Genomic DNA, 20,296 nt, shown 5'->3' with positions numbered 1-20,296 from the left:
TTTCTCGTAATGATCGTGAAAAGAACACCGCAAAAAATTCCGTTAGACCATGAACGGGATACGTGTGTCCTTTTGACCCATTACGAGGAGCTTCGGCGTTTCTGAAATGATGAAACGGATCGGGGAGTGCCTCTATTGGAGGTGCTCCTATTTGTTGTGTCATCCTAAATAAATCCCCAGAGGTGTTGTATATGAAAAGTCAATTATTCATCCATTCAAACTCCGTTACGTTGCGTCCATTTACGCTTGAAGATCAGGCTGCCGTGTATGCATTAACCCAACAACCTGAAATCACAGATGTCCTGCCAGATTGGAAGATGACCGAGGAGCAGTTGCGCGAATTTTTACAATTTGTCGTTGGCAGTTACGAACAGTTCAACCCGGAAGATGTACGCATCCTGCTTGCCGTTGTACACAATGAAGATCAGCGTATCATTGGTTGGTGTGGCGTATTTTCAAATGACCTGCTGGATCGGGCTGACCGTGAAGTAGCCTACGCCATCTCCCGGGATTACCGGAATAAAGGATACATTACAGAGGCAGTTCGAGCCCTAACAGCATATTTATTTGAGCATACCTTGCTGGATCGAATTGTGGGCATTGTGAAGCCCTTCAATCAGCCGTCACGCAAAGTTCTGGAGCATGCGGGTTTTCGTTATAACTCTCGCAGGATGCTTATGGACAAGGAGTGCTACGATTATTTTGAACTGCTCAAAGTAAAGACCGAACCAGTGCAACCGAAGCAGATACATTCTGAAATTCGCTTACGACGAGCGCAGCAGGAAGATGCTGTTGTACTTACAGAGATTTGCACTCGTGCTTTTGATCATGTCATAAAAGTCTGGGCGGATAATGAGAAGGATATCGATAGCAATCTATGCCCGCCTGATTATTCGTCAGTTCGAATGCATCGTTACGTAATCCGTGAATGGGATTATTATGTTGTAGAATCAGATGGATGTGCTATCGGCGGAGTTAGTGTGAACGTGCTCGGACGAAAACATGCCAGGATCGATAAGATCTATATTGACCCCGTATGCCAGGGGTGTGGCGTGGGAACTCAAGTCATGAGGCTTATTGAGGCTGAATTTCCGCAGATTGAAACTTGGAAGCTGGAGACTTCAGGTCGGCAGCTGGATAATCATCATTTTTACGAAAAAATGGGATATGTTTGTATCTATGCATCTGAGGATGAGTTTGTATATGAGAAGAACATGTCCGTTGATTCTTTTGATCCAACATGTGATGAGACATTATCCAAGCACTCGGGTGAGTCAAAGGTGGTTGAATATGTTCAAGCTAATCTGGACTCAGTCCGTTACAGCACCAGTAATCTGACCAATAGTCGGATTACTGACTGCAACCTGAGTGGAAGCAAACTCACCAATCTAAATATGACCAATATATTGCTAGCTGATTTACGCTTGACCGATAGCAAGATTGAATTCTGTGCTTTGGATGGCGTTCAATTCCAGGACACACATCTTGGATCTGACCGTGTGCCCATGAAGTGGGCACATTGTGATCTTGGGGGAAGTCGTTTCATCGATTGCGATCTATCTGGAGTGCAGTTGGAACAGTGTCAAGTGACCGGGATGAAGATCAACGGAGTAGAAGTAGAGGAACTACTTGCAGCCTATGAGGCTATGAAGTCCTGAAAGGGGTCTCGTTGCCTTCCTGCTGTCTGGCGAAGCACCATTAATGGGGCTATTATTCCAATCGATGGTGCACAGTCAGCCAAATATTGATCCCATAATCAAAGCATATATCGATGCGACATAAATATAACAAAGAACGCCCTCTTCGGGCCATTTTGCCGGGGGCGTTCTTTTTCATGTAATCGAGATAACGTATCATCCACAGGTTAAGTGTGCTGTAGAATCTGTAGCTTTTTGCTAAATCCGGTGCTCCCGGCTGTAAAGCCCATCTGGCGATAGAATTGATGTGCAGCTTCACGTTCCGGGCTATTGGCACTGTTCAGAGACAGGGAATCCACGTTATGCGTGGCTGCCCATTGCTCAGCTTCAAGAATGAGCTGACGGCCGATGCCTGAGCCCCTGAACTGGTCGTGTACTACCAATGCCAAGATACGGCAGTGTCTTCCGTTCTTTTCATATAGATAAGACGTCTGTAATCCGATCAGTCCAACTACGCGTCCGCGTGCTTCAGCAACCAATGTGGTAAAGTTTGCGTCGGCAGAGATATGGGTGTAGCGCTCTTCCATCTCGGCGTACGTGGTGGGATAACCAAGTTGGTCCATCAGAATGACCATATCTTGCAGATCGGTAGGGGAGCTATGTCTAATCGTCACATCCAGGCTCATAATGTTGTATCCTCCTTGGGTCTTTCCTTCAATGAAAGTTCAATAATGGTATCCAGCAGCTCTGCAAAAGAAATGCCTGCAGCGGCTGCACTTTTGGGCAGCAGACTGTTACGGGTAAGTCCCGGCAGCGTGTTCACTTCAAGCACATAAGGCATGCCTTCCCGAATCATCATATCCACGCGCGCGTAGACGCTGCATTTGAGCACCTGATAGCAAGCCAATGCCGCAGCTTCAACGCGATGGTGAAGGTCCACAGGCAAATGCACAACCTGCTCATCGGCTCCATGGTCATCGTATTTGGAAGAATAATCGAAAAACTCCGCGTTCGAACGAATGGAGATCACCGGCAGCATCTTACCATCCAGAATGGCACAGGTAATCTCTTCACCTTCGATATACTGTTCAATCATGACCGTGTCATCCCAGGCGAGGGCAGCCTCTACAGCGGCGGGCAGGGCGGAAGCTTCCTTCACCACTTGGGTACCAATGCTGGAACCGCCTGAATTGGGTTTGACCACCACGGGGTACGTTAATTGTTGAACAGCAATAGAGGATAGTTCCTCCATATGGCTCACCCGCAGCCATTCTCCGGTAAGCACACCTGCATGCTGCATGAGTTGTTTGGACATGTCTTTATCCATGCATACACTACTTGCCAGCACACCACAGCCTGTGTAGGGAATACCCAGCGATTCCAGTGTGCCTTGAACCGTACCATCTTCGCCGTATTTGCCATGCAGGGCAAGCAGTGCCACATCGATCCCCGCTGACTTGTCGATTAGATCGCGCTTGGTATTCAGCTCAATGGGTACAACCTCGTATTTGTCTCTATTCAGGTGTGCAATCATCTCCTGTCCGGTGAGCAGGGAAATATCCCGCTCTGAAGATGTACCGCCCATAATCACGCCAACTTTCATGTGAAATCCTCCTTATCTCATGTGAGCTGCTGTCTCGCCAATGATACGAATGCCTTTACGTATATTCTCATCGCTGACTCTGGAGAAACCCAGACGCATCGTGTTTACACCCTGACCGGGTTCCAGATAAAAGGTATCCCCTGGTGTAAACGTTACACCTTTCACTTTACAGGCCGCCAGCAGTTCACGGGTTCTGTATTCAGACGGGAACTGCACGAACAGATGCAGACCACCCGCACCGGAAATCCGGCACATTGGTAGATGCTGCTTCAGGCAACGCACAACCAATTCGTATTTTCGCTTATACTCCGTGCGAGCTCGCTTCAAATATTTCTCGAAATTACCGTTGCTCAAATATTGATACAATAACGATTGGTCCAGCGTGGAGGTATGGATGCTGCGTGCCCGTTTCATACTCTCCAGATAATCAATCAGCGCCGCATCCGCAATAATCCAACCTACCCGCAGACCTGGGAACAGAACTTTGGAGAAGCTGCCCAGATACACCAGTCCATTGCCTTTGCCCATGCTGGCGATCAGGGGAGATACGTGGGAACCGGAATAGCGCAATTCTTCGTTGAATCCGTCCTCAATGATGGGTACCTGATACTTGTTCATCAACCGGATGATCTCTACCCGTTTCGCAGGGGACGTCACAATCCCGGTTGGATTGTGATAGGATGGCACGAGATATGCCAGATCATATGGACTTGCCTCAAGTTCATGTTCCAGTTGCTTCAAGTCCAGGCCATCCGGCTCCATATTCACACCGGTCAAGTGGAACTGGTGCAGCTTCAGGTTTTTGATCGCCGTGTGGTGCGTTGGATTCTCGCAGAGCGCTTTTCCGCTTTTTTTGCGCAACGATCCAAGCACCAGATCGAAACCTTCCGTGAATCCGTTGGTGATCAGAATGTCCTTGCCCCGGAGGTCGACACCTTTGTTCTCCATATAACGTAGTAAATAGTTCATCAATGGTCTGTATCCTTGCGCATATCCGTAATTCAGCAGTACTTCGCCTTCAAGTGACATGCGATCCAGAAAAGCCCGCTTCACGTTGTGCAGATCAAACAGCTTTTCATCCGGTGCTATGCTGGTAAACGATATCTCGCCGCGCTCTGCCCCGGAGCCATGCTTCATCAGATCGTACTGCTCTGCCTGAATGGCATACTCGCTTACCTCTGTTGTCCAGTCCAGTTCCCAGCTTGCTGTTGCCTCAGGTGTTTCGATGGAGGCACTGACGTAATTTCCCTTGCCTTTGACGGCATAGATCAAACCTTCATCTTCAAGTTCGGCATATGCGAGCAGGACCGTGCTGCGACTAACCTTCATGAGTGTACTGAGTTCACGGGTCGAGGGCAGCTTTTGTTTGGCTTGCAGGCCACCTTTAAGCATCAATCGCTTCATATAATCTTTGACTTGTATATATACAGGGCGGTCCTCCGTCAGTTTCAGATCGGAATACATCCCATCACTCCCTCTACTGGTATCTTGCCATATTATAAACCCGACAGAAAGAACCACGATACCTCTGTTTCCCTGCGAGTGTGGTTGGTTATTCGTATAAACGCAAAAAAGCCCTGGCAAGTATGCCGGGGCCTGGTGGTGAAACTTGATCCATTTTCTATAGTACTGCTGCTATAATTTCTACAGTTGCATTGCATGACTAGTCTCTCTAGGATCGATAGCTATCTGACCTTCTACGTGTGTCTATTAACTTCAGTACGACTATAATTGCAGGCTTTCTAGGTGATACTTAAAATCTACAGTGAATCATGAATCTAGGTTTTTCTACGTTTGCTTGCTGCAAGGGTCGATTAGATGATGAATCCACAATCTATAAGCTAGTGTTCTTGCTAACTGTACTCTTGTCGTGATCACGTAACAGAATTCAGCATGAAAAAGAGTTTCAATCATAGGGTACAATAGACGGAGGTAGATATAAAGACGTATGTCTCAGTGCCCAATTTCTTCCTCATACCCCTATAGTACCACTTTGAATCAGGGAAGTTAACCTTTTTTTTGAAATATTTGTCGTAATAGCGAAAATTGCGTGAATTGTACTTCATATAGATTGAAATGGTGTCCCTTTATAATATGTGATAGGATGAAAACCTATAGATAATGAGGAAGTGAGCCTATTGATTAATATTACCGTGCCAACACCGGATGTAACCATCACTAAGCAGGTTGATCCACAGCTTAGCCACATTTATGGATTTACTGATTTTCACCTGATTACCCGGGAACTAGGCGGGATTTTCATGTTTTACAATGCCGCTGGAGAGTTGTTATTTGTCGGGAAAGCACGAAAATTAAGACCACGTATCAAAAAGCATTTTGAAGACACGGTATCACCAATTAAGAATCACCGCGAGGAAGTAACGAAGATTGAAGTATGCCTGGTTGAAGATCCAGTAGATCGTGAAATTTACGAGACCTATATCATTAACACGATGCGAGCGAAATACAATGTAGACAAAGTGTTGTACAAATAAGAAGCTTAAAAAGCACATGAACATGCAATGTCTGGGACATATGTCCTAAGTGTTGCGCCAGTGGGTAAGGATGTAATCGAAGGATTGCATCCGATTCCTTCTGGTGGCATCCCGATATTTTCAAGGGAGTAGCTTGTAGAATTGAAACGTAGTAAGCCCAAGCTTAGTATCACAGATATACCAAATACATATGAAGAGGTGATTGTGTTGATCGGTCGTAGCGGTAACCCTACACTTAAAGACAGCACGTTTGAAAACAGAGGATATGGAGAAGATCGGTATCAGAATTACATGACGATCAACGGCACGGTGAACAAAGCGTTTATTACGCTTGTGATCCTGCTGGGCAGTGCATTTGCAACCTGGATGATGTTCTTTAACGGACAACAAGTGATGCCGCTCGCTTATGGCGGATTAATCGTTGGTTTCATTCTGGCACTTGTCATTTCGTTCAAACCCGTAGCGGCACCTTATCTGGTACCCGTCTATGCCGTGGCAGAAGGGTTATTCCTGGGCGCACTCTCAGCAACCTATGAGTCACTGTATAACGGAATTACTTTGCAGGCGGCCCTGTTGACCATGGCTGTGTTCATCGCCCTGCTGATGGCATACAAAACCAGATTGATCAAAGCTACGGAGAACTTCAAGCTTGGGGTCGTGGCTGCAACCGGCGGTATAATGATCATGTATCTGCTGAGCTTTGTACTGAGTTTCTTCGGCATTTCGATTCCTTACCTGCATGATAACAGCTTGATCGGCATTGGTATTTCGGTCGTTATCGTCATTGTGGCTGCCCTCAATCTGGTCCTTGATTTCGACTTCATCGAGGGTGGTGCTGAACGTGGTGCGCCCAAGTACATGGAGTGGTACGGTGCATTTGGATTGATGGTTACCCTGGTATGGCTGTACATTGAGATCATCCGTCTGCTTGGCAAATTGCGGAGCCGGGATTAGTCCTATTCAATACGTCAGATAGACGTAAACGGATTGTGGATTTAAAGCTAAAAAGCTAACGCGTGATACTCACGTCGTTAGCTTTTTTTAACATCAGCCGGGGTCATCTTGATGGAGGCCTGTTACTCTGAGTGACAAGTTTTGTTAGAAATCATTGACTCGTTGAGCCTAGCACCGCTTTATACCAACTCTGTATACAGATCCTCCAAGGTTAAAATTTCGGGTTGGCTCGGCAGCTCTTTCCCAGCCGAACATGCCGCAAGCATATGTCCATCATCCAGTCGCTGACTGAGAAAGAGATATGTCTCGGCCTGTTTGCAATGCCAATCCTTCCGCTCATCTGGCAGGATGGCGAAGGAATCCAGTGGTATGGACAAGCCCATACCCTCTGCCTTGATATAACTTTCCTTCAGCGTCCATAGACGGTAGAAGGTTTCCAGCCGACGATCGTCAGGCTCGGCGGCCAAGAACTGGCTCTCCTTAGGAGAGAAGAAACGCTCTGCAATCTGCATGTCAATGGGAGCTATTTTTTCCACATCCACGCCCAGTTCATCTGTACCGCCGGAGATCAGAGCAATCCAATCACCAGAATGGGAGACGTTGAATTGTACATCCGAATGGTGACTGAGCGAAGGTTTGCCGTAGGAATTACGGGTAAAAGAAAGCTCAGCAGGTCTCAGTCCAGTTAACTTGCTCAAAGTCACACGAGTCAATATCTCGCCCAGCACGGAGCGATATGCGTCAGCCTGATGCACAAAACGCGAAGCCTGAGCACGTCGCTCCGCAGAGACTTGCGACAGAAAATGGTTCCAGTACGCCTCGGGCAATACTTCTGGAACTTGGAGCACACGAATAGTTATCATCATTAATCACCTGAGGACATATTCGGCGTGGATCAACGAGTTTCCTTTATATGGAACGTTCCCTCAACTCTTCCTCCCAAATCATCACTATAGGGATGTCCCTAACAAGCAAGCCGGTTGTCTCGCTTTTCATGTTAAGGCCTCAGGTTCTGCATCTCCCTCTCATGCTTCCTGTACTCGTTTCCATTCCGTGTGTGCAGACTGCACTCGCTCCCACATATCTTGGCATTCCAGTTCGCTGTAATTCACCAAGGGTTCATAGAATATTTCAGTTAATACGTCACGCCACTCGGTATAATTCTTGGTCTCCGTTTTCCGGATTCCTTCGATATCATGTGTTCGGAGTATACATCCACGTAGTTCATTACTGCGGTTCTCATTCCGCTGACGAAGCAAAAATACGTTATGCCAAGGTGATTCGACCGCTCGACTGTAGAAATCATGTTTGGGAATGAACTCTTCCAGACTGGAGAGTGCTTCAGGAGCATAGTCGACTCCTTCACTTGGCCCATTCGGCTCGTACTCAAGCCGCCATCCCTCAGCAGCAACAGATGATGGCATCAATTGGTATGTGAACGGAGCTGAACCATAGGTTCCATAACGAAGTGGCAGAGGTTCAAAGGGCATTCCGCCGAGACCTACATCTACAATCCAGCGCTCAACTGTCGGGTCAGCATCCGGCAGAAGGACAGACAGACCGAGATGGAATGAGTTCACACGGGGTTGTTCACCATGAGGCTGTACTCCCCCGCGATGCCAATCAACCGTATAACCCAGCGAGCGGAGAAGAACACTAAATGCACCATTTAGATGAAAGCAGTAGCCGCTGCGTCCCTGTAATATAAGCTGAATTGAATCTTGAAGACCGATTCCCGCAGGACGACCTGCAAAAATATCGACCGTTTGCCAGGATAAATATTGGACATGTGCTCGCTGGAGTTCAAATAAGAATTCCAGTGAGGGTTTCTTTATATCATCTATGCCGATCCGTTTCAGATAGGCCTGTATTTCAGCTGTATTCAATAGTTCAATCATTCAGATCACCTCACGTCATATAGTGGGCTGCAGCCCACATTTTTATAAACTTCTGCTGCCCTGAGTTCATTGTAAAAGTGAACGGATGAAAACAACATCATCAGTTGAGCAGATTGTATCGGTACAATTCATAGGATAGCCTTGAAAATCATCTCAAGAGATAAACATGGTTTTTACATCATTGAAATACAATATATGGATGAGCTATTTCTTTTTCTGGGGTATGCTAACCCTTTGGAGTGGATATAGGTTAGAATATAGATAGATAGCAGGATTAGGAGATGGAAAAATGGCTAATGATGAAGTGATTTTGACACAGGAAGGCTTGGAAAAGCTGGAGGACGAACTGAGGGATTTGAAGACGGTGAAGCGTAAGGAACTGGCTGAGCGTCTGAAACTCGCGATCAGTTACGGTGACCTGAAGGAAAATAGTGAGTATCATTCAGCCAAAGATGATCAGGCCTTTATGGAGACACGGATTTTGATTCTGGAGAAGATGTTGACGAAAGCAAGAGTCATCTCTTCAGACAATATAGACTCCAACAAAGTGAGCATTGGATCGACGGTGTTGCTTAATGACATTGAGTTCGCCGAGAAGATTGAATATAAAGTGGTTGGTCCTGCCGAGGCCGATGTTGCGGATAATAAAATTTCGTACGAGAGCCCGCTGGGCAAGGAATTGATGGGCAAAGAAGTGGGTAGCGTCATTCATGTCAATGCTCCAATGGGCGTTATCAAGTACGAGTTACTTCAAATTAAAGTGTAATTCAAAATAAGAGGTGCTCCGCAGTCATCCAAGTGGCTGAGGGGACACCTCTTTTTGATTCTATTGGGCTTTGAACGGTTGGGAATATGGATTTGTTGAAACTTCATACGGTTGGACTATCGGACTTTATCACATACTGTGTTTAGGGAACTTATGAGATGAAGATTTCCGCGTGTTTTATATGTAAAAAAATAACATTTCGACAAATTTCGAATTTCGAATGACCTGACAAGGTGAGTAGTATATAATTACGGGAAAACTTTAAAGTGATGGAGTAGATACGATGAATTTTAGTAAGCCTAATCTAGATCAAGACAACGCTGGCAAAGGAGAACGTTTCTCCCAAGCTGGATTTATCCTGGCAGCCATTGGTAGTTCGGTTGGTCTGGGCAACATGTGGAAATTCCCGTACATTACGGGTGAGAACGGAGGGGCTGCGTTTTTCCTGCTCTTCATCGTCTGTTTGCTGCTCATCGGTCTGCCAGTGCTCCTGGCTGAACTCGCGATTGGTCGCAGTGGCAGAGGTAGTGCAGCTACGGCTTTTATTAAAGCAGGTGGACATAAGGGCTGGCTCGCAGCCGGATTGTTGCAAGTATTAACGCCGTTTATCATCCTGTCCTTTTATGTCATTATTGCGGGCTGGACATTGCAATATGCAGTGACTTCCTTCAGTGGCACATTGTTCAACAATCCGGATTATGCCGGACAGTTCGATTCCTTCATAGGTGGCTATATGCCGATTGTATGGCAACTGGTTTCAGTTCTGATCACAGGCTGGATTGTTGCCAAAGGAGTATCAAACGGAATCGAAAAGTTCAACAAAATTCTGATCCCGGCGATGCTGGTGCTGCTCATTATCCTGATGATCCGTGCAGTTACATTGCCGGGTGCGGGAGCTGGGGTGTCCTTCTTCCTGAATCCGGACTTCTCGCAGCTTACAACGGAATCCGCACTGGTGGCGCTTGGACATGCCTTCTTCTCCCTGTCACTCGGGATGGGTATTCTTGTAACCTACGGTTCGTATGTGGATAAAAATCAATCCCTCGGTGCGGCAACCGTTGCTGTTGGTGCAGGTGACCTGATCTATGCATTCATTGCCGGCCTGATCATCTTCCCAACAACATTCTCGTTTGGTATTGCACCAGACCAAGGACCGTCACTGATCTTCGTGGCTCTTCCGGCGGCCTTCTCGGCGATGCCACTTGGCTTCTTGTTTGGCGGACTGTTCTTCATCCTATTGGCTATTGCGGCATTGACGTCAGCAGTATCCTTGCTGGAAGTTCCGGTGAAATATTTCATGGAACGTTTGTCCTGGAGCCGCAGTCGTGCGGTATGGGTTATTTCGCTAGCGGTCTTCATCGTGGGACTTCCTTCGGTATTATCGCTCGGCTTGCTGCCTGAATGGACGATTGGATCGAAGAGTGTGTTCGACTGGATGGACTTTGTAGCATCCAACATCCTGCTGCCTGTAGGTGGACTGCTTGTGACGATTTTTGCCGGATACTTCTGGAAAACGGCTGCTGAAGCTTCCGGCCTGCGTTCCGGATGGTTCCGGGTGTGGCTGTTCATGCTGCGTTACGTAGCTCCGATCCTGGTTCTGCTGGTCCTACTGCACACATCCGGTATCATTCACTTCTAATGGTGAAGGCCCGATAGGGTTAAATATGGTCTGTTGTGCAGATTTACCATGGATAAAACCTCTTGGAAGAAATGCAAAAGCCCTTGTTTTCCCTCGTCAATTTTGGGACAATACGGAGTAGAGGTTTTTTGGGTAGGACCGATAAGCCATATGCTTTCTTGCGAAAAGAGGATTATACAATGAACAAATCATCCATATATGGATTAACATTAGAGCAATTACGTTCCTGGCTACCGGAGCATGGGCAGAAAAAATCCCGTGCTTCCCGGATCTGGGAATGGTTATATCAAGAGCGTGTACACGATTTTCCGGCAATGTCCGATGTCCGTCAAGAATGTCTGGATGTGCTCTCCGAGCACTTCACAATGAACTCTCTTAGCGAACATGTGAAGCAGGAATCGGCAGATGGTACCGTGAAGTTTCTGCTTCGGATGCAGGACGGCAATCTGATTGAGACGGTATTGATGCGGCAAAAATACGGACTTACCGTCTGTGTGACCACACAAGTGGGCTGTAATATTGGCTGCAGCTTCTGTGCGAGCGGTTTGATCAAGAAGAGCCGTGACCTGACCGCTGGAGAGATTGTGGAACAGATTATGCATGTGCAGCGACATCTGGATGCAGCAGGTCAAGATGAGCGGGTAACAAACGTGGTTGTGATGGGGATTGGCGAACCATTCGACAACTTCCAGCACATGAGTGATTTCATCGAAGTCATCAAGGATCGCAAAGGACTGGCACTTGCCGCCAAACGGATTACTGTGTCCACGAGTGGCCTTCCGGACAAAATCAAGGAATTTGCAGACAGCAGTCTACAGGTTAATCTGGCGATCTCTCTGCATGCGCCTAATAATGAACTGCGTACACACATCATGAAGATCAACCGGGCTTTCCCAATCGAGCAATTGATGGATGCGGTGGATTATTATTTGACTACAACGAACAAACGCATCATGTTTGAGTACATCCTGCTACGTGACGTTAACGATCAACGTGAGCATGCTGCGGAACTGGCTGAACTGTTGTCCAGCCGCAAGAGTATGGTCAGTGTGAATCTGATCCCATACAACCCGGTGGATGAGCACAGTCAGTATCAACGGAGTACAGAAGAATCGATTCTGGGCTTCTATGATACGCTCAAAAAGAACAACATCAACTCCACTGTACGTATGGAACATGGTACGGATATCGATGCCGCCTGCGGACAGTTGCGCAGTAAACAAATAAAGAACAACGCTGCCGAATCCCAATCAGACCGTCTGGCACTGGGATAAGCCACAGCGCGGAGCTGGCAAGTAAAGTTAGGATACTTGGTTGCTCTAATGGGTGCCTCTACGTGCCATTTACCGTTGTTGGGTCGCAAATGCGTTGCCTGAATGCAAAACGCCTCTGTATATCACTGAGAAGTGATAAGGAGGCGTTTTTTTGGAGTGTCATTATTTCAGTTTTTTGGTCATCAGCAGATGGGGAATGCCGTCTTCCATAAATACTTCCGATGCGGGTGTATATCCGAGACGTTCGTAGAACCCGGAAGCTTGTACCTGTGCGTGCAGCTTGGCTTTCTCAAGACCATCAGCAACAGCCATCTGCTCCAGCTTGTCGATCAGCACACGGCCCAGGCCGTGTTTGCGGTAATCGAGCATGACACAGATCCGTTCCAATTTGGCGACCTGTTCCACCACGCGCATTCTGGAGGAAGCAGCAGGTACACCGTCTACGTAGAGCAGAATATGGCGCGCCTCCGCATCTAATGTATCATAAGCATCGAATTCATCCGCTGCGGGCACGCCTTGTTCTTCGACGAAAATAGCGGTGCGAATGGCGAAACAGGCATCAAGCAGTTCCTGATTCTTAACTTCAACAATCGTTGTATTCATGAATGTTTCTCCTTTGGGTGATCGTAATGTTATCCTGACGTGATAAACTGGTACATAACAGGAAGTTGGAACGAATCTCGTTATTTTACATGCTTTAAGTTATATAGCTAAAATTGAAACCAATTCAACTGTAGTTATACCATCAATTATGTTGCGAATGCAACAATTTTATAGGGGCGTGAATGTGTTGACTGAGAAAAAAGAAGTGCTGCGTGAAATTGGTATGATTGCCCGCTGTCTGGATTCAATCAGTAATGTCGAGTTTCAGCATCTGAACCTGTCCCGTGGGCAATATCTATATCTGTATCGAATCTGTGAGAATCCGGGTATTATTCCGAATCAGCTTGCTGAACTGATCAAAGTGGATCGCACGACGGCGGCCAGAGCGATTAGCAAACTTGAATCCGATGGATTTATTGTTAAACAATCGGCAATAGATAATAAGAAGAACAAGTTGTTATATCCAACAGAGGCAGGGCTTGAAGCGTGGCAATTTATTCGTAAAGAGGGTGTGCATTCGGATCAGGTGACTCTGGATGGTCTGACTGAGGAAGAGATCGAGACCGCGGTTATGCTTCTCCGTCGAATGCGCCATAATATCGAGGTGGACTGGAAATTTGTCAAAAAGGGTGGACGAAGACCCTACATTGATATTTCGGAATGAACAGAGGAACGATCCTTGACCCCAGCATCCCAGACTCTAGCCGAACCTATCTAAAGGAGAAGAGCCATTATGCCAGAGCAGCATCAGTACAGGAGGGAGTCATGAAACGGGTAAACCGGAAAAGGCTAACGTGGTGGATCATATTGGCAGTCAGTATCACGGCAGCGTTAATTATTTTTGTGAAGGAGCGGTTCGTGATGAATGAATCATCCCCTACGGTATCCTTTGTCCAAGATCATATGACCAATCCCAATGGTACACTTGCGTCCTATTTGCAAGATGCTACCTCAGAGAGAGCGGACATTGTAGCAGGCAGAGAGGCTTTATCTGAGTCACTTGGTCTTTGGATGCAATATGCTGTAGCCAAGAATGATCAGGCGTTATTCGAGGAAAGCTATAAACTGTTGACGACCTATTTCCTCATGCCGCAAAAATATATTGCCTGGAAGCTGGATGCTGAAGGTAAATCTCAAGTGACCACCAACGCGCTTGGCGATGATTTTCGAATTGTCGGTGCCCTATTAAAGGCAGCAGATCAATGGGAACAAGGAAGAGAAGCCAAACTGAAAACGGCTTCAGAAATATCCCGTACACTTTCGCAATCGGTTCAGAATAAAGGATATTATGTTGATTTTCACGATTTCGCGACTGGTCACTCCACAGATACGTTAAGCCTGGTTTATGTTGATCTCCCGTCTCTGCAATTGATGGAAAAACATCAGATGGTGGAACCGGGAACTTATGCCAAGTACGAAGCGTTGCTGAAGAGGATGCCAGACGATGGATTGTTCTATCCGAAGACCTTCGATGTGGTCCGTAAAAAATATACGTATGATAATAAAGTGAATCTGATCGACCAGTTAATCGTGGCGAACCATCTAACGGTGACCGATCGCAAACCGGACAAGCTCATTTCTTTTTTGAAAAAGGAGTTCAATACCCGGCATCAGCTGCCCGGGCAGTATAAGCGAGAATTACGCACACCTGCCGTCTCTTATGAATCTTCTTCGGTATATGGCCTCGCCATCTTACTCGCTGTACGTTCAGGTGATCCAAAATGGGCCAAACAGTTGTATAACCATATGATTACGTTGCGTGGTCAGGAATCTCGTTATCCAGGTGGATATGTATTTAGCGGAAACACACATCTGTTTGATAATCTTTTTCCTCTGCTTGGAGAGACTGCATTACAAAATTCACTTAAGAAGTAATCTACTGGAGAGAATAAACCTATGATGAGGAATAAAGCACCCATCCGTCGTATTGCATGGGGATATGCCAGTTTGATCGGATTAGCCGTGATTCAGCAGCTCGCTGTCTATCTTAAAATTTATATGAATCAGAGCTATACCACACAGGATTTTGTGTTTAGCATCGTGTCGCTTGTAACGCTGATTCTGGGTTTTGTGATACCTGTCGGAGTGTCTGTCGTTCTCGGATTTATATATCTGGTCGCTTATTTTGTATGGCTTGTTACTTACGCGGATGTCAATGTGCTTACGTTCTCATGGTGGTTGCTCATTCCGGCTAATGCGGTTGTGGCTGCCTTTATCAAGGCAAGTCTTGTGCGTAGAGCGCGTGTCATAGAGCGTCTGCAGGAGCTTAAGGGGCGTAATCCGGAGATTGATCTGGACACCTCCCTGGGTAATAAGGGTGCCCTTGCGGACACACTTGTTAAGCAAAGTAATCTGGCCAGACGTTATTCGGAGCAATATGGCTTCAGCATGGCGATGTTCAAGATCGAGTTTTTGCCGTTGGTATTGGAATCACTCGGTTCCGTGCGTTATGCACAGTTTCTTCTTGAACTATCCACTACCATACAGAAGCAGATTCGGTTTGAGGATTATAAATTTTTTGTGGATCGGGGAAGGTTTGTCATTATCTGCCCGATGACCAATGTGGAATACATGCCCATTCTGAAACAACGGATCAAAAAAGCCATGATGGATCTGCAGATTATCGATAAAAGGGGAAATGAATTGCAGACGGTTATTCGAACTGGTGCGCTGGTATTCCACAAGGAACAATTCAGTAAGTATAAGGATATCGATGCAGTTATTGCGGCGCTGGAACGGAACACAGAGACGGATCTCATTGGTGAATATATCTAACGAACAGGAAGGAGAGATTTGCTGTGGATTATATGTCCTGGTTCATCCCTGTCTGTATCGCTGTCAGTTGTATGTTTGCCGTATGTACCGTTTTACTAACGATTGCTACCCTTCGTTTTCGGTCAAAAGTCAATCGCAAGTACGATCGGAGGAAATTAATTGACTGATTTTATTCTGCTGTTATCGATATTCAGCATCTGGATTGCCGTATTCGAGTCCATTGTTATCATGGCAGGTGCGATTCGTTTTATTAATAAACAGGACAAAAAAGGGATTCAGATCCCTGAAAATATGGATCATTATCCAACAGTCACGGTCATGGTACCTGCGCATAACGAGGGTCTGGTCATTGTTGCGACGGTAGAGCATATTCTGTGCCTGAATTATCCGGAGGATAAAGTTCAGGTCATCGTGATCGCAGATAACTGTACAGATGATACCGCAGAGAAGCTGAGATCATTCCTCAGTCAGACCAGTTATAGGCATCGCAATGTGACGGTAATGGAGCGAAAAGGAACCGGTGGCAAGTCCGGGGCATTAAATGACGGACTGGAAATTGCCACGGGCGACTGGATCTGCATCTTCGATGCAGATGCCGCACCTGAACGGAATTCATTAATGTTTTTGACGCAAAAATCGCTTGAGAACCCTGAACAATATGGCGTGGTTTTTGGCAGAAACAAAGCACGCAACAGAGGACAGAATTTCCTCTCCAAATGCATCAATCTGGAGATTATCACTTCGCAACGTGTGTATCACACGGGTCTGTGGGAATTGTTCCAGCTTGGTTCCATCCCGGGAACGAATTATATTATCAAAACCGAGTTGATCCGGGAGATTGGCGGCTGGGATGTGACAGCTATTACAGAAGATACTGCGCTATCATTCGAGATTTTGAATCGCGGACAGTTTGTGGCGCTTGCGCCGCAAGCGGAAGCCTATCAGCAGGAGCCGGAACAGCTTCGTGTATACATGAAGCAGCGCGAACGCTGGGCCAAGGGGAACTATCAGGTCGTACTGGATAATATCCATAACCTGTTTAACCGCTCCAGTTGGCGTAATAAGTTGCTGGTCATCTATTATGCGGTCAGTTACTTCTGGTTTATGCTTGCGATCATTGTATCGGATATTATATTTCTCGTGAATCTGGTCTATCAGGTCATTGCCATATTTAAACCAGATGTAAGTTCACCGTTCCAGTTTGCCGGTGATGCGTATGTGTTCCTGGTCATTGGTTGGGCGCTTATGTACTTTATTTACGTGTTACAGATCAATCTGGCACTTGCCGCAGATATTGGACAGAGCAATACCCGTAATTTCATCTATGCCTGCGTGTCCTACTTCACGTATGCACAGCTGTTCATCCTGATCTCGATCAAGGCATTTTACTCCTTGATTATGGACAAGATTCGGAAACGCGAGAGCAAATGGTACAAAACAGAACGTTTTGGCTAAGCGGCGAAAAATAGGTTAAGTGTAAGGAAGAAAGGCTATTTGCTGGTCAATATCAGTAAACAGCCTTTTTGTTATAGCCAGACCCATCCATATTCTGTATACTCTTACAGGCTGTAAATAGGAAGTATGCTTATCCGAAATGGAGGGTCACGGAATGAAGGACAGAGGATCGGATTTTTACGATGATGTGGCGAACTTTGAGAAGTATATGGAACGTCGCAAGTGGCAGGAGAACGCCAATGATACATTGGAGAAGCCGGTGATGCTGGAGTTGATTGGAGATGTTGCCGGCAAGAACATACTGGACCTTGGTTGTGGAGATGCAAGGTTCGCCGCAGAATTGCTGAGTAGCGAGCGCGAAGGTGCGACGTATACGGGGATTGAAGGTTCGGTGAATATGATTCAGGCAGCCAACAAATCCGTAAAAGGATTGAATGCCCGGATTGAGCAAGCGTTCATGGAAGATTGGACCTACCCGGCCGAAGTGTACGATCTGGTGATATCGAGACTGGCTGTTCACTATATTGAGGATGTGGAGAGCCTGTTCTGCAACATATACAATACGTTAAAAGAGAATGGGACATTTGTATTCTCGGTAGAACATCCTGTGATCACGTCCACACTGCAACCTTCCGGGACACGAACGGATTGGGTGGTTGATCAGTATTTTGTGGAAGGATTCCGTGAGCAGCAGTGGCTGGGCGGTTCTGTGAAAAAGATGCATCGTTCCATTGAATCCTACTTTATGGCATTGCAGCGGGCAGGATTCCGTGTAGAACATTTGCGCGAGTCAGCACCACAACGTGCTTATTTTGTAAACGAGGAAACCTATCTGCGCAGGCAGCGTATTCCATTGTTTCTGTTCCTGGCAGCCCGGAAATAGATCGTGGAGAAGAATATAGATAAATAGAAGGACATAACTAAGTTATACTCATAAATTAGAAAGTTCTACACAGAAAACGGTGGATAACACTAGATATAGCAGTTAAAAGCCCGAAATCTATCCACATGTGGATAAGATATTGGGCTTTTACTGTTAAGTTTCTTCACCTATGTTACGTTTGCTGTGTATAACCCCGCAATTATGAATCCGCCGCTACTCTGACATAGACACGATCCCCGTGCCGATCCACTTCCACGGGTGCCTCGAAGAAGTTACTCAGCACTTCGGTGTTCATCAGCTCGCTAGTTATTCCACTATGGACTATTTCACCTCGGCGAAGCAGGAGGCTGTGACTAAAGACAGGCAATATTTCCTCGGTATGATGGGTGACGTAGATGAGCGAAGGGGTATCTGGACGATGTGATAGTTCACGAATGCTGTCCAGCAGTCGCTCCCTTGAGAACAGATCCAGTCCATTGCAAGGCTCGTCCAGAATGAGTACGCGTGGATTGGCCATGAGTGCTCGGGCAATAAGGAGTTTCTGTTTCTCGCCTTGAGAACAGGTACGATATTCCCGATCCCACAGGTGCTGACAGCCCAGCGTTTGCATTAATTGTTTTGCTTGATCCAGATCATCATCTGACAGCTTGTCATACAGGCCAATGGTGGCGTGTTTGCCACTGATTACGACATACTGTGTGCGATCCGTACCGTACAATTTCTCTTGCAGAGATGAACTGACCCAGCCAATGGATTTGCGAAGCTGTCTCAGATCCACATCCCCATATTCATGGCCTAACACGGATATCTTGCCTTCGGTCGGCCAGAGATATCCGGTGATCATGTTCAGGAGTGTTGTTTTGCCGGAGCCATTCAGGCCAAGCAACGCCCAGTGTTCACCATCATTAACTTGCCAGCTTACATCGTTCAGCAGGGTAAGAGGTCCCCTTTTCCAAGTGACATGCTGTACATCAATAATCATGCGTTACTCCTCCCTCCTGTTATCCTCGAGTGTCCTAGGTGTATTGTAGTCACAAAATCAGTGAGGTTTCAACGGTTATCACGCTGTTCTTGGTTGGTCCTTGCGTAGAAATACAGCACACACACCAAGCAGTGGCAAAAACGAACATAACTTGATAACAAACGAAATGCTCGTCACGTCAATTAAGGAACCTAACACAACCGAACCAAGTCCAGCCATTCCGAACGACAGGCCAAAAAATAACCCGGATACCGTACCAATATGACGAGGAAGCAGTTCCTGCGCATAAACAATGATGACGCTGAAACCGGACATCAGGATGAGTCCAATCATTCCACACAACACCATGGACAAGACGGGCCCTGCATAAGGTAGCAACAGGGAAAACGGTGCAGTGCCTGCAATGGAGAACCAGATCATCGGTTTGCGTCCGTATCGGTCAGCGAGTGGTCCACCAAGCAAGGTTCCGACCATGCCTGCAAATTGCAAAATAAACAGACAGATCTGTGCCTGGGAGAGAGGCAAGTCATATGTATCGGCATAATAGAAGGCGTAGTACCCGGTCATGCCTGCAATATATACGAATTTGGAGAACAGCAGCAGGATGAGAATTCCCATTGTAAAAGCGATGAATCCCCTGCTCACAGGCCGAGCTGCTGGCTCTGCGCCGATTGATTTTAGAGGTCGTTGCTGACGAATGCGAGTCTCGGCAAGTTTGTCTCTGTACCAACGACTGACCAAAGACTGAATGAAGATACCGATCAGGGCAAAGCCCATCAGCCATAGAAAACTACGCTGCCCATGTGGCAGCAGGATGAAGGCGACCAGTAATGGAGCAATAGCCTGTCCTGTGTTGCCTCCCACCTGAAAGATCGACTGCGCCATTCCGCGTCCACGGCCGGCTGCCATATGAGCCACGCGTGATGACTCGGGGTGCAGGATGGATGAGCCTATGCCAATCAATGCGGCCGAAACAAGCAGCATCCATAACTCGGAAGACAAGGCTAAGCCGAGAACACCGATCAGGGAGAATAACATGCCTCCGGGAAGCAGGATCGGCATGGGCTTGCGGTCTGACATATAACCGACCAGTGGCTGAAGGACGGATGCGGTAATATTCAGGGTGAAAGCAATCCAGCCCATCTGGGCGAAGCTGAGCTGCATGGTCTGCTGGAATAGTGGGAAAGCAGATGGAACCACTGTCTGCATCGCATCATTCAGCAGATGGGCGAAGCTGACTCCGGCAAGTGCCCAATTGGCGGAGGAGTTGATTTGCATTTTGCTTAAAGTGGCCTGAGCCATGGGAGATCACCTCGAATTATTTTTTTCTAT

At 46.8% G+C, this 20,296-nt stretch carries 19 protein-coding genes; 11 read left to right on the top strand and 8 right to left on the bottom strand.

The genetic code is table 11. The features are described from left to right. Nucleotides 1-191 precede the first annotated feature (191 nt). Nucleotides 192-1,658 carry a GNAT family N-acetyltransferase gene (locus QVE09_RS23260; protein ID WP_315938708.1) on the top strand — a complete coding sequence of 489 codons (1,467 nt, stop codon included), beginning with the start codon at nucleotides 192-194 and terminating at the stop codon, nucleotides 1,656-1,658. Nucleotides 1,659-1,864: 206 nt separating this feature from the next. Here QVE09_RS23260 and QVE09_RS23255 read toward each other — a convergent pair whose 3' ends face one another. The 3 genes from QVE09_RS23255 to pdxR are packed head-to-tail and all read right to left on the bottom strand — an operon-like array spanning nucleotide 1,865 to nucleotide 4,704. Continuing rightward, the gene (locus QVE09_RS23255) at nucleotides 1,865-2,323 is read right to left on the bottom strand and encodes a GNAT family N-acetyltransferase (protein WP_315938707.1); all 459 of its coding nucleotides are present in this window, start codon (nucleotides 2,321-2,323) and stop codon (nucleotides 1,865-1,867) included. Continuing rightward, the gene (locus QVE09_RS23250; RefSeq protein ID WP_315938706.1) at nucleotides 2,320-3,240 is read right to left on the bottom strand and encodes a D-alanine--D-alanine ligase; all 921 of its coding nucleotides are present in this window, start codon (nucleotides 3,238-3,240) and stop codon (nucleotides 2,320-2,322) included. Before QVE09_RS23250 ends, QVE09_RS23255 begins: the two co-directional genes overlap by 4 nt. Nucleotides 3,241-3,252: 12 nt before the next feature. Continuing rightward, nucleotides 3,253-4,704, bottom strand: a complete 1,452-nt coding sequence (pdxR, locus tag QVE09_RS23245) for a MocR-like pyridoxine biosynthesis transcription factor PdxR (RefSeq protein WP_315938705.1) — start codon at nucleotides 4,702-4,704, stop codon at nucleotides 3,253-3,255. A 674-nt stretch (nucleotides 4,705-5,378) separates the two neighbouring features. Here pdxR and QVE09_RS23240 point away from each other — a divergent pair. Together QVE09_RS23240 and QVE09_RS23235 are read left to right on the top strand one after the other, a co-directional pair. Beyond that, on the top strand, nucleotides 5,379-5,735 hold the full coding sequence (locus QVE09_RS23240; protein WP_076213814.1) for a nucleotide excision repair endonuclease: 357 nt from the start codon (nucleotides 5,379-5,381) through the stop codon (nucleotides 5,733-5,735). A 207-nt stretch (nucleotides 5,736-5,942) separates the two neighbouring features. Further along, on the top strand, nucleotides 5,943-6,689 hold the full coding sequence (locus tag QVE09_RS23235) for a Bax inhibitor-1/YccA family protein (RefSeq protein WP_091036514.1): 747 nt from the start codon (nucleotides 5,943-5,945) through the stop codon (nucleotides 6,687-6,689). A gap of 179 nt (nucleotides 6,690-6,868) precedes the next feature. Here the strand turns inward: QVE09_RS23235 and QVE09_RS23230 are convergent, their stop codons facing one another. Further along, on the bottom strand, nucleotides 6,869-7,552 hold the full coding sequence (locus QVE09_RS23230) for a 4'-phosphopantetheinyl transferase family protein (protein WP_315938704.1): 684 nt from the start codon (nucleotides 7,550-7,552) through the stop codon (nucleotides 6,869-6,871). 162 nt (nucleotides 7,553-7,714) lie between these two features. After that, nucleotides 7,715-8,584 carry an arylamine N-acetyltransferase family protein gene (locus QVE09_RS23225; protein ID WP_397387087.1) on the bottom strand — a complete coding sequence of 290 codons (870 nt, stop codon included), beginning with the start codon at nucleotides 8,582-8,584 and terminating at the stop codon, nucleotides 7,715-7,717. 292 nt (nucleotides 8,585-8,876) lie between these two features. Between QVE09_RS23225 and greA the strand changes: the two genes are divergently transcribed. From greA to rlmN, 3 genes are all read left to right on the top strand, one after another. Next, entirely contained in the window at nucleotides 8,877-9,353 is a 477-nt protein-coding gene (greA, locus tag QVE09_RS23220; RefSeq protein WP_062836673.1) for a transcription elongation factor GreA, read from the top strand. Nucleotides 9,354-9,636: 283 nt separating this feature from the next. Then, nucleotides 9,637-10,992 (top strand): sodium-dependent transporter, encoded by a 1,356-nt coding sequence (locus tag QVE09_RS23215; RefSeq protein WP_315938702.1) that lies wholly within the window; start codon nucleotides 9,637-9,639, stop codon nucleotides 10,990-10,992. Between the two features lie 179 nt (nucleotides 10,993-11,171). Next, nucleotides 11,172-12,266, top strand: a complete 1,095-nt coding sequence (rlmN, locus tag QVE09_RS23210; protein WP_315938701.1) for a dual-specificity RNA methyltransferase RlmN — start codon at nucleotides 11,172-11,174, stop codon at nucleotides 12,264-12,266. Nucleotides 12,267-12,428: 162 nt separating this feature from the next. On the opposite strand, the gene QVE09_RS23205 is transcribed toward rlmN, so the two are convergent. Beyond that, nucleotides 12,429-12,869 carry a GNAT family N-acetyltransferase gene (locus tag QVE09_RS23205; RefSeq protein ID WP_315938700.1) on the bottom strand — a complete coding sequence of 147 codons (441 nt, stop codon included), beginning with the start codon at nucleotides 12,867-12,869 and terminating at the stop codon, nucleotides 12,429-12,431. Nucleotides 12,870-13,092: 223 nt separating this feature from the next. On the opposite strand from QVE09_RS23205, the gene QVE09_RS23200 reads away from it, so the two are divergent. The 5 genes from QVE09_RS23200 (at nucleotide 13,093) to QVE09_RS23180 (ending at nucleotide 17,982) form a co-directional block, all read left to right on the top strand. After that, the gene (locus QVE09_RS23200; protein ID WP_315938758.1) at nucleotides 13,093-13,533 is read left to right on the top strand and encodes a MarR family winged helix-turn-helix transcriptional regulator; all 441 of its coding nucleotides are present in this window, start codon (nucleotides 13,093-13,095) and stop codon (nucleotides 13,531-13,533) included. 101 nt (nucleotides 13,534-13,634) lie between these two features. Further along, nucleotides 13,635-14,744: a glycosyl hydrolase family 8 gene (locus QVE09_RS23195; RefSeq protein ID WP_315938699.1), complete on the top strand. Its 1,110-nt coding sequence runs from the start codon at nucleotides 13,635-13,637 to the stop codon at nucleotides 14,742-14,744. Nucleotides 14,745-14,768: 24 nt separating this feature from the next. Then, a complete protein-coding gene (locus QVE09_RS23190) occupies nucleotides 14,769-15,644 on the top strand; it encodes a diguanylate cyclase domain-containing protein (protein WP_315938757.1) in 876 nt (291 codons plus the stop codon). Between the two features lie 159 nt (nucleotides 15,645-15,803). Further along, the gene (locus QVE09_RS23185; RefSeq protein ID WP_315938698.1) at nucleotides 15,804-17,099 is read left to right on the top strand and encodes a glycosyltransferase family 2 protein; all 1,296 of its coding nucleotides are present in this window, start codon (nucleotides 15,804-15,806) and stop codon (nucleotides 17,097-17,099) included. Nucleotides 17,100-17,253: 154 nt separating this feature from the next. Continuing rightward, nucleotides 17,254-17,982 (top strand): class I SAM-dependent DNA methyltransferase, encoded by a 729-nt coding sequence (locus tag QVE09_RS23180; protein ID WP_315938697.1) that lies wholly within the window; start codon nucleotides 17,254-17,256, stop codon nucleotides 17,980-17,982. Between the two features lie 199 nt (nucleotides 17,983-18,181). Here QVE09_RS23180 and QVE09_RS23175 read toward each other — a convergent pair whose 3' ends face one another. Both QVE09_RS23175 and QVE09_RS23170 read right to left on the bottom strand, forming a co-directional pair. Further along, complete coding sequence (locus tag QVE09_RS23175; protein ID WP_315938696.1) at nucleotides 18,182-18,964, bottom strand: ABC transporter ATP-binding protein; 783 nt, start codon at nucleotides 18,962-18,964, stop codon at nucleotides 18,182-18,184. A 78-nt stretch (nucleotides 18,965-19,042) separates the two neighbouring features. Further along, nucleotides 19,043-20,266, bottom strand: a complete 1,224-nt coding sequence (locus QVE09_RS23170; protein ID WP_315938695.1) for an MFS transporter — start codon at nucleotides 20,264-20,266, stop codon at nucleotides 19,043-19,045. Nucleotides 20,267-20,296: the final 30 nt, after the last annotated feature.

It is taken from the genome of Paenibacillus sp. ClWae2A (assembly GCF_032452295.1).
In the GTDB taxonomy this organism is placed as follows: Bacteria; Bacillota; Bacilli; order Paenibacillales; family Paenibacillaceae; genus Paenibacillus.
This window is presented reverse-complemented; position numbering and strand designations above follow the sequence as displayed.

Bases quoted from the DNA above. Each gene is read 5' to 3' on its own strand.
- QVE09_RS23215 (WP_315938702.1), top strand. From the start codon at position 9,637: ATGAATTTTAGTAAGCCTAATCTAGATCAAGACAACGCTGGCAAAGGA.
- QVE09_RS23175 (WP_315938696.1), bottom strand. From the start codon at position 18,964: ATGATTATTGATGTACAGCATGTCACTTGGAAAAGGGGACCTCTTACC.
- QVE09_RS23180 (WP_315938697.1), top strand. From the start codon at position 17,254: ATGAAGGACAGAGGATCGGATTTTTACGATGATGTGGCGAACTTTGAG.
- rlmN (WP_315938701.1), top strand. From the start codon at position 11,172: ATGAACAAATCATCCATATATGGATTAACATTAGAGCAATTACGTTCC.
- QVE09_RS23170 (WP_315938695.1), bottom strand. From the start codon at position 20,266: ATGGCTCAGGCCACTTTAAGCAAAATGCAAATCAACTCCTCCGCCAAT.
- QVE09_RS23190 (WP_315938757.1), top strand. From the start codon at position 14,769: ATGAGGAATAAAGCACCCATCCGTCGTATTGCATGGGGATATGCCAGT.
- QVE09_RS23195 (WP_315938699.1), top strand. From the start codon at position 13,635: ATGAAACGGGTAAACCGGAAAAGGCTAACGTGGTGGATCATATTGGCA.
- QVE09_RS23255 (WP_315938707.1), bottom strand. From the start codon at position 2,323: ATGAGCCTGGATGTGACGATTAGACATAGCTCCCCTACCGATCTGCAA.
- QVE09_RS23230 (WP_315938704.1), bottom strand. From the start codon at position 7,552: ATGATAACTATTCGTGTGCTCCAAGTTCCAGAAGTATTGCCCGAGGCG.
- QVE09_RS23250 (WP_315938706.1), bottom strand. From the start codon at position 3,240: ATGAAAGTTGGCGTGATTATGGGCGGTACATCTTCAGAGCGGGATATT.
- QVE09_RS23200 (WP_315938758.1), top strand. From the start codon at position 13,093: ATGATTGCCCGCTGTCTGGATTCAATCAGTAATGTCGAGTTTCAGCAT.
- QVE09_RS23205 (WP_315938700.1), bottom strand. From the start codon at position 12,869: ATGAATACAACGATTGTTGAAGTTAAGAATCAGGAACTGCTTGATGCC.
- QVE09_RS23260 (WP_315938708.1), top strand. From the start codon at position 192: ATGAAAAGTCAATTATTCATCCATTCAAACTCCGTTACGTTGCGTCCA.
- pdxR (WP_315938705.1), bottom strand. From the start codon at position 4,704: ATGTATTCCGATCTGAAACTGACGGAGGACCGCCCTGTATATATACAA.
- greA (WP_062836673.1), top strand. From the start codon at position 8,877: ATGGCTAATGATGAAGTGATTTTGACACAGGAAGGCTTGGAAAAGCTG.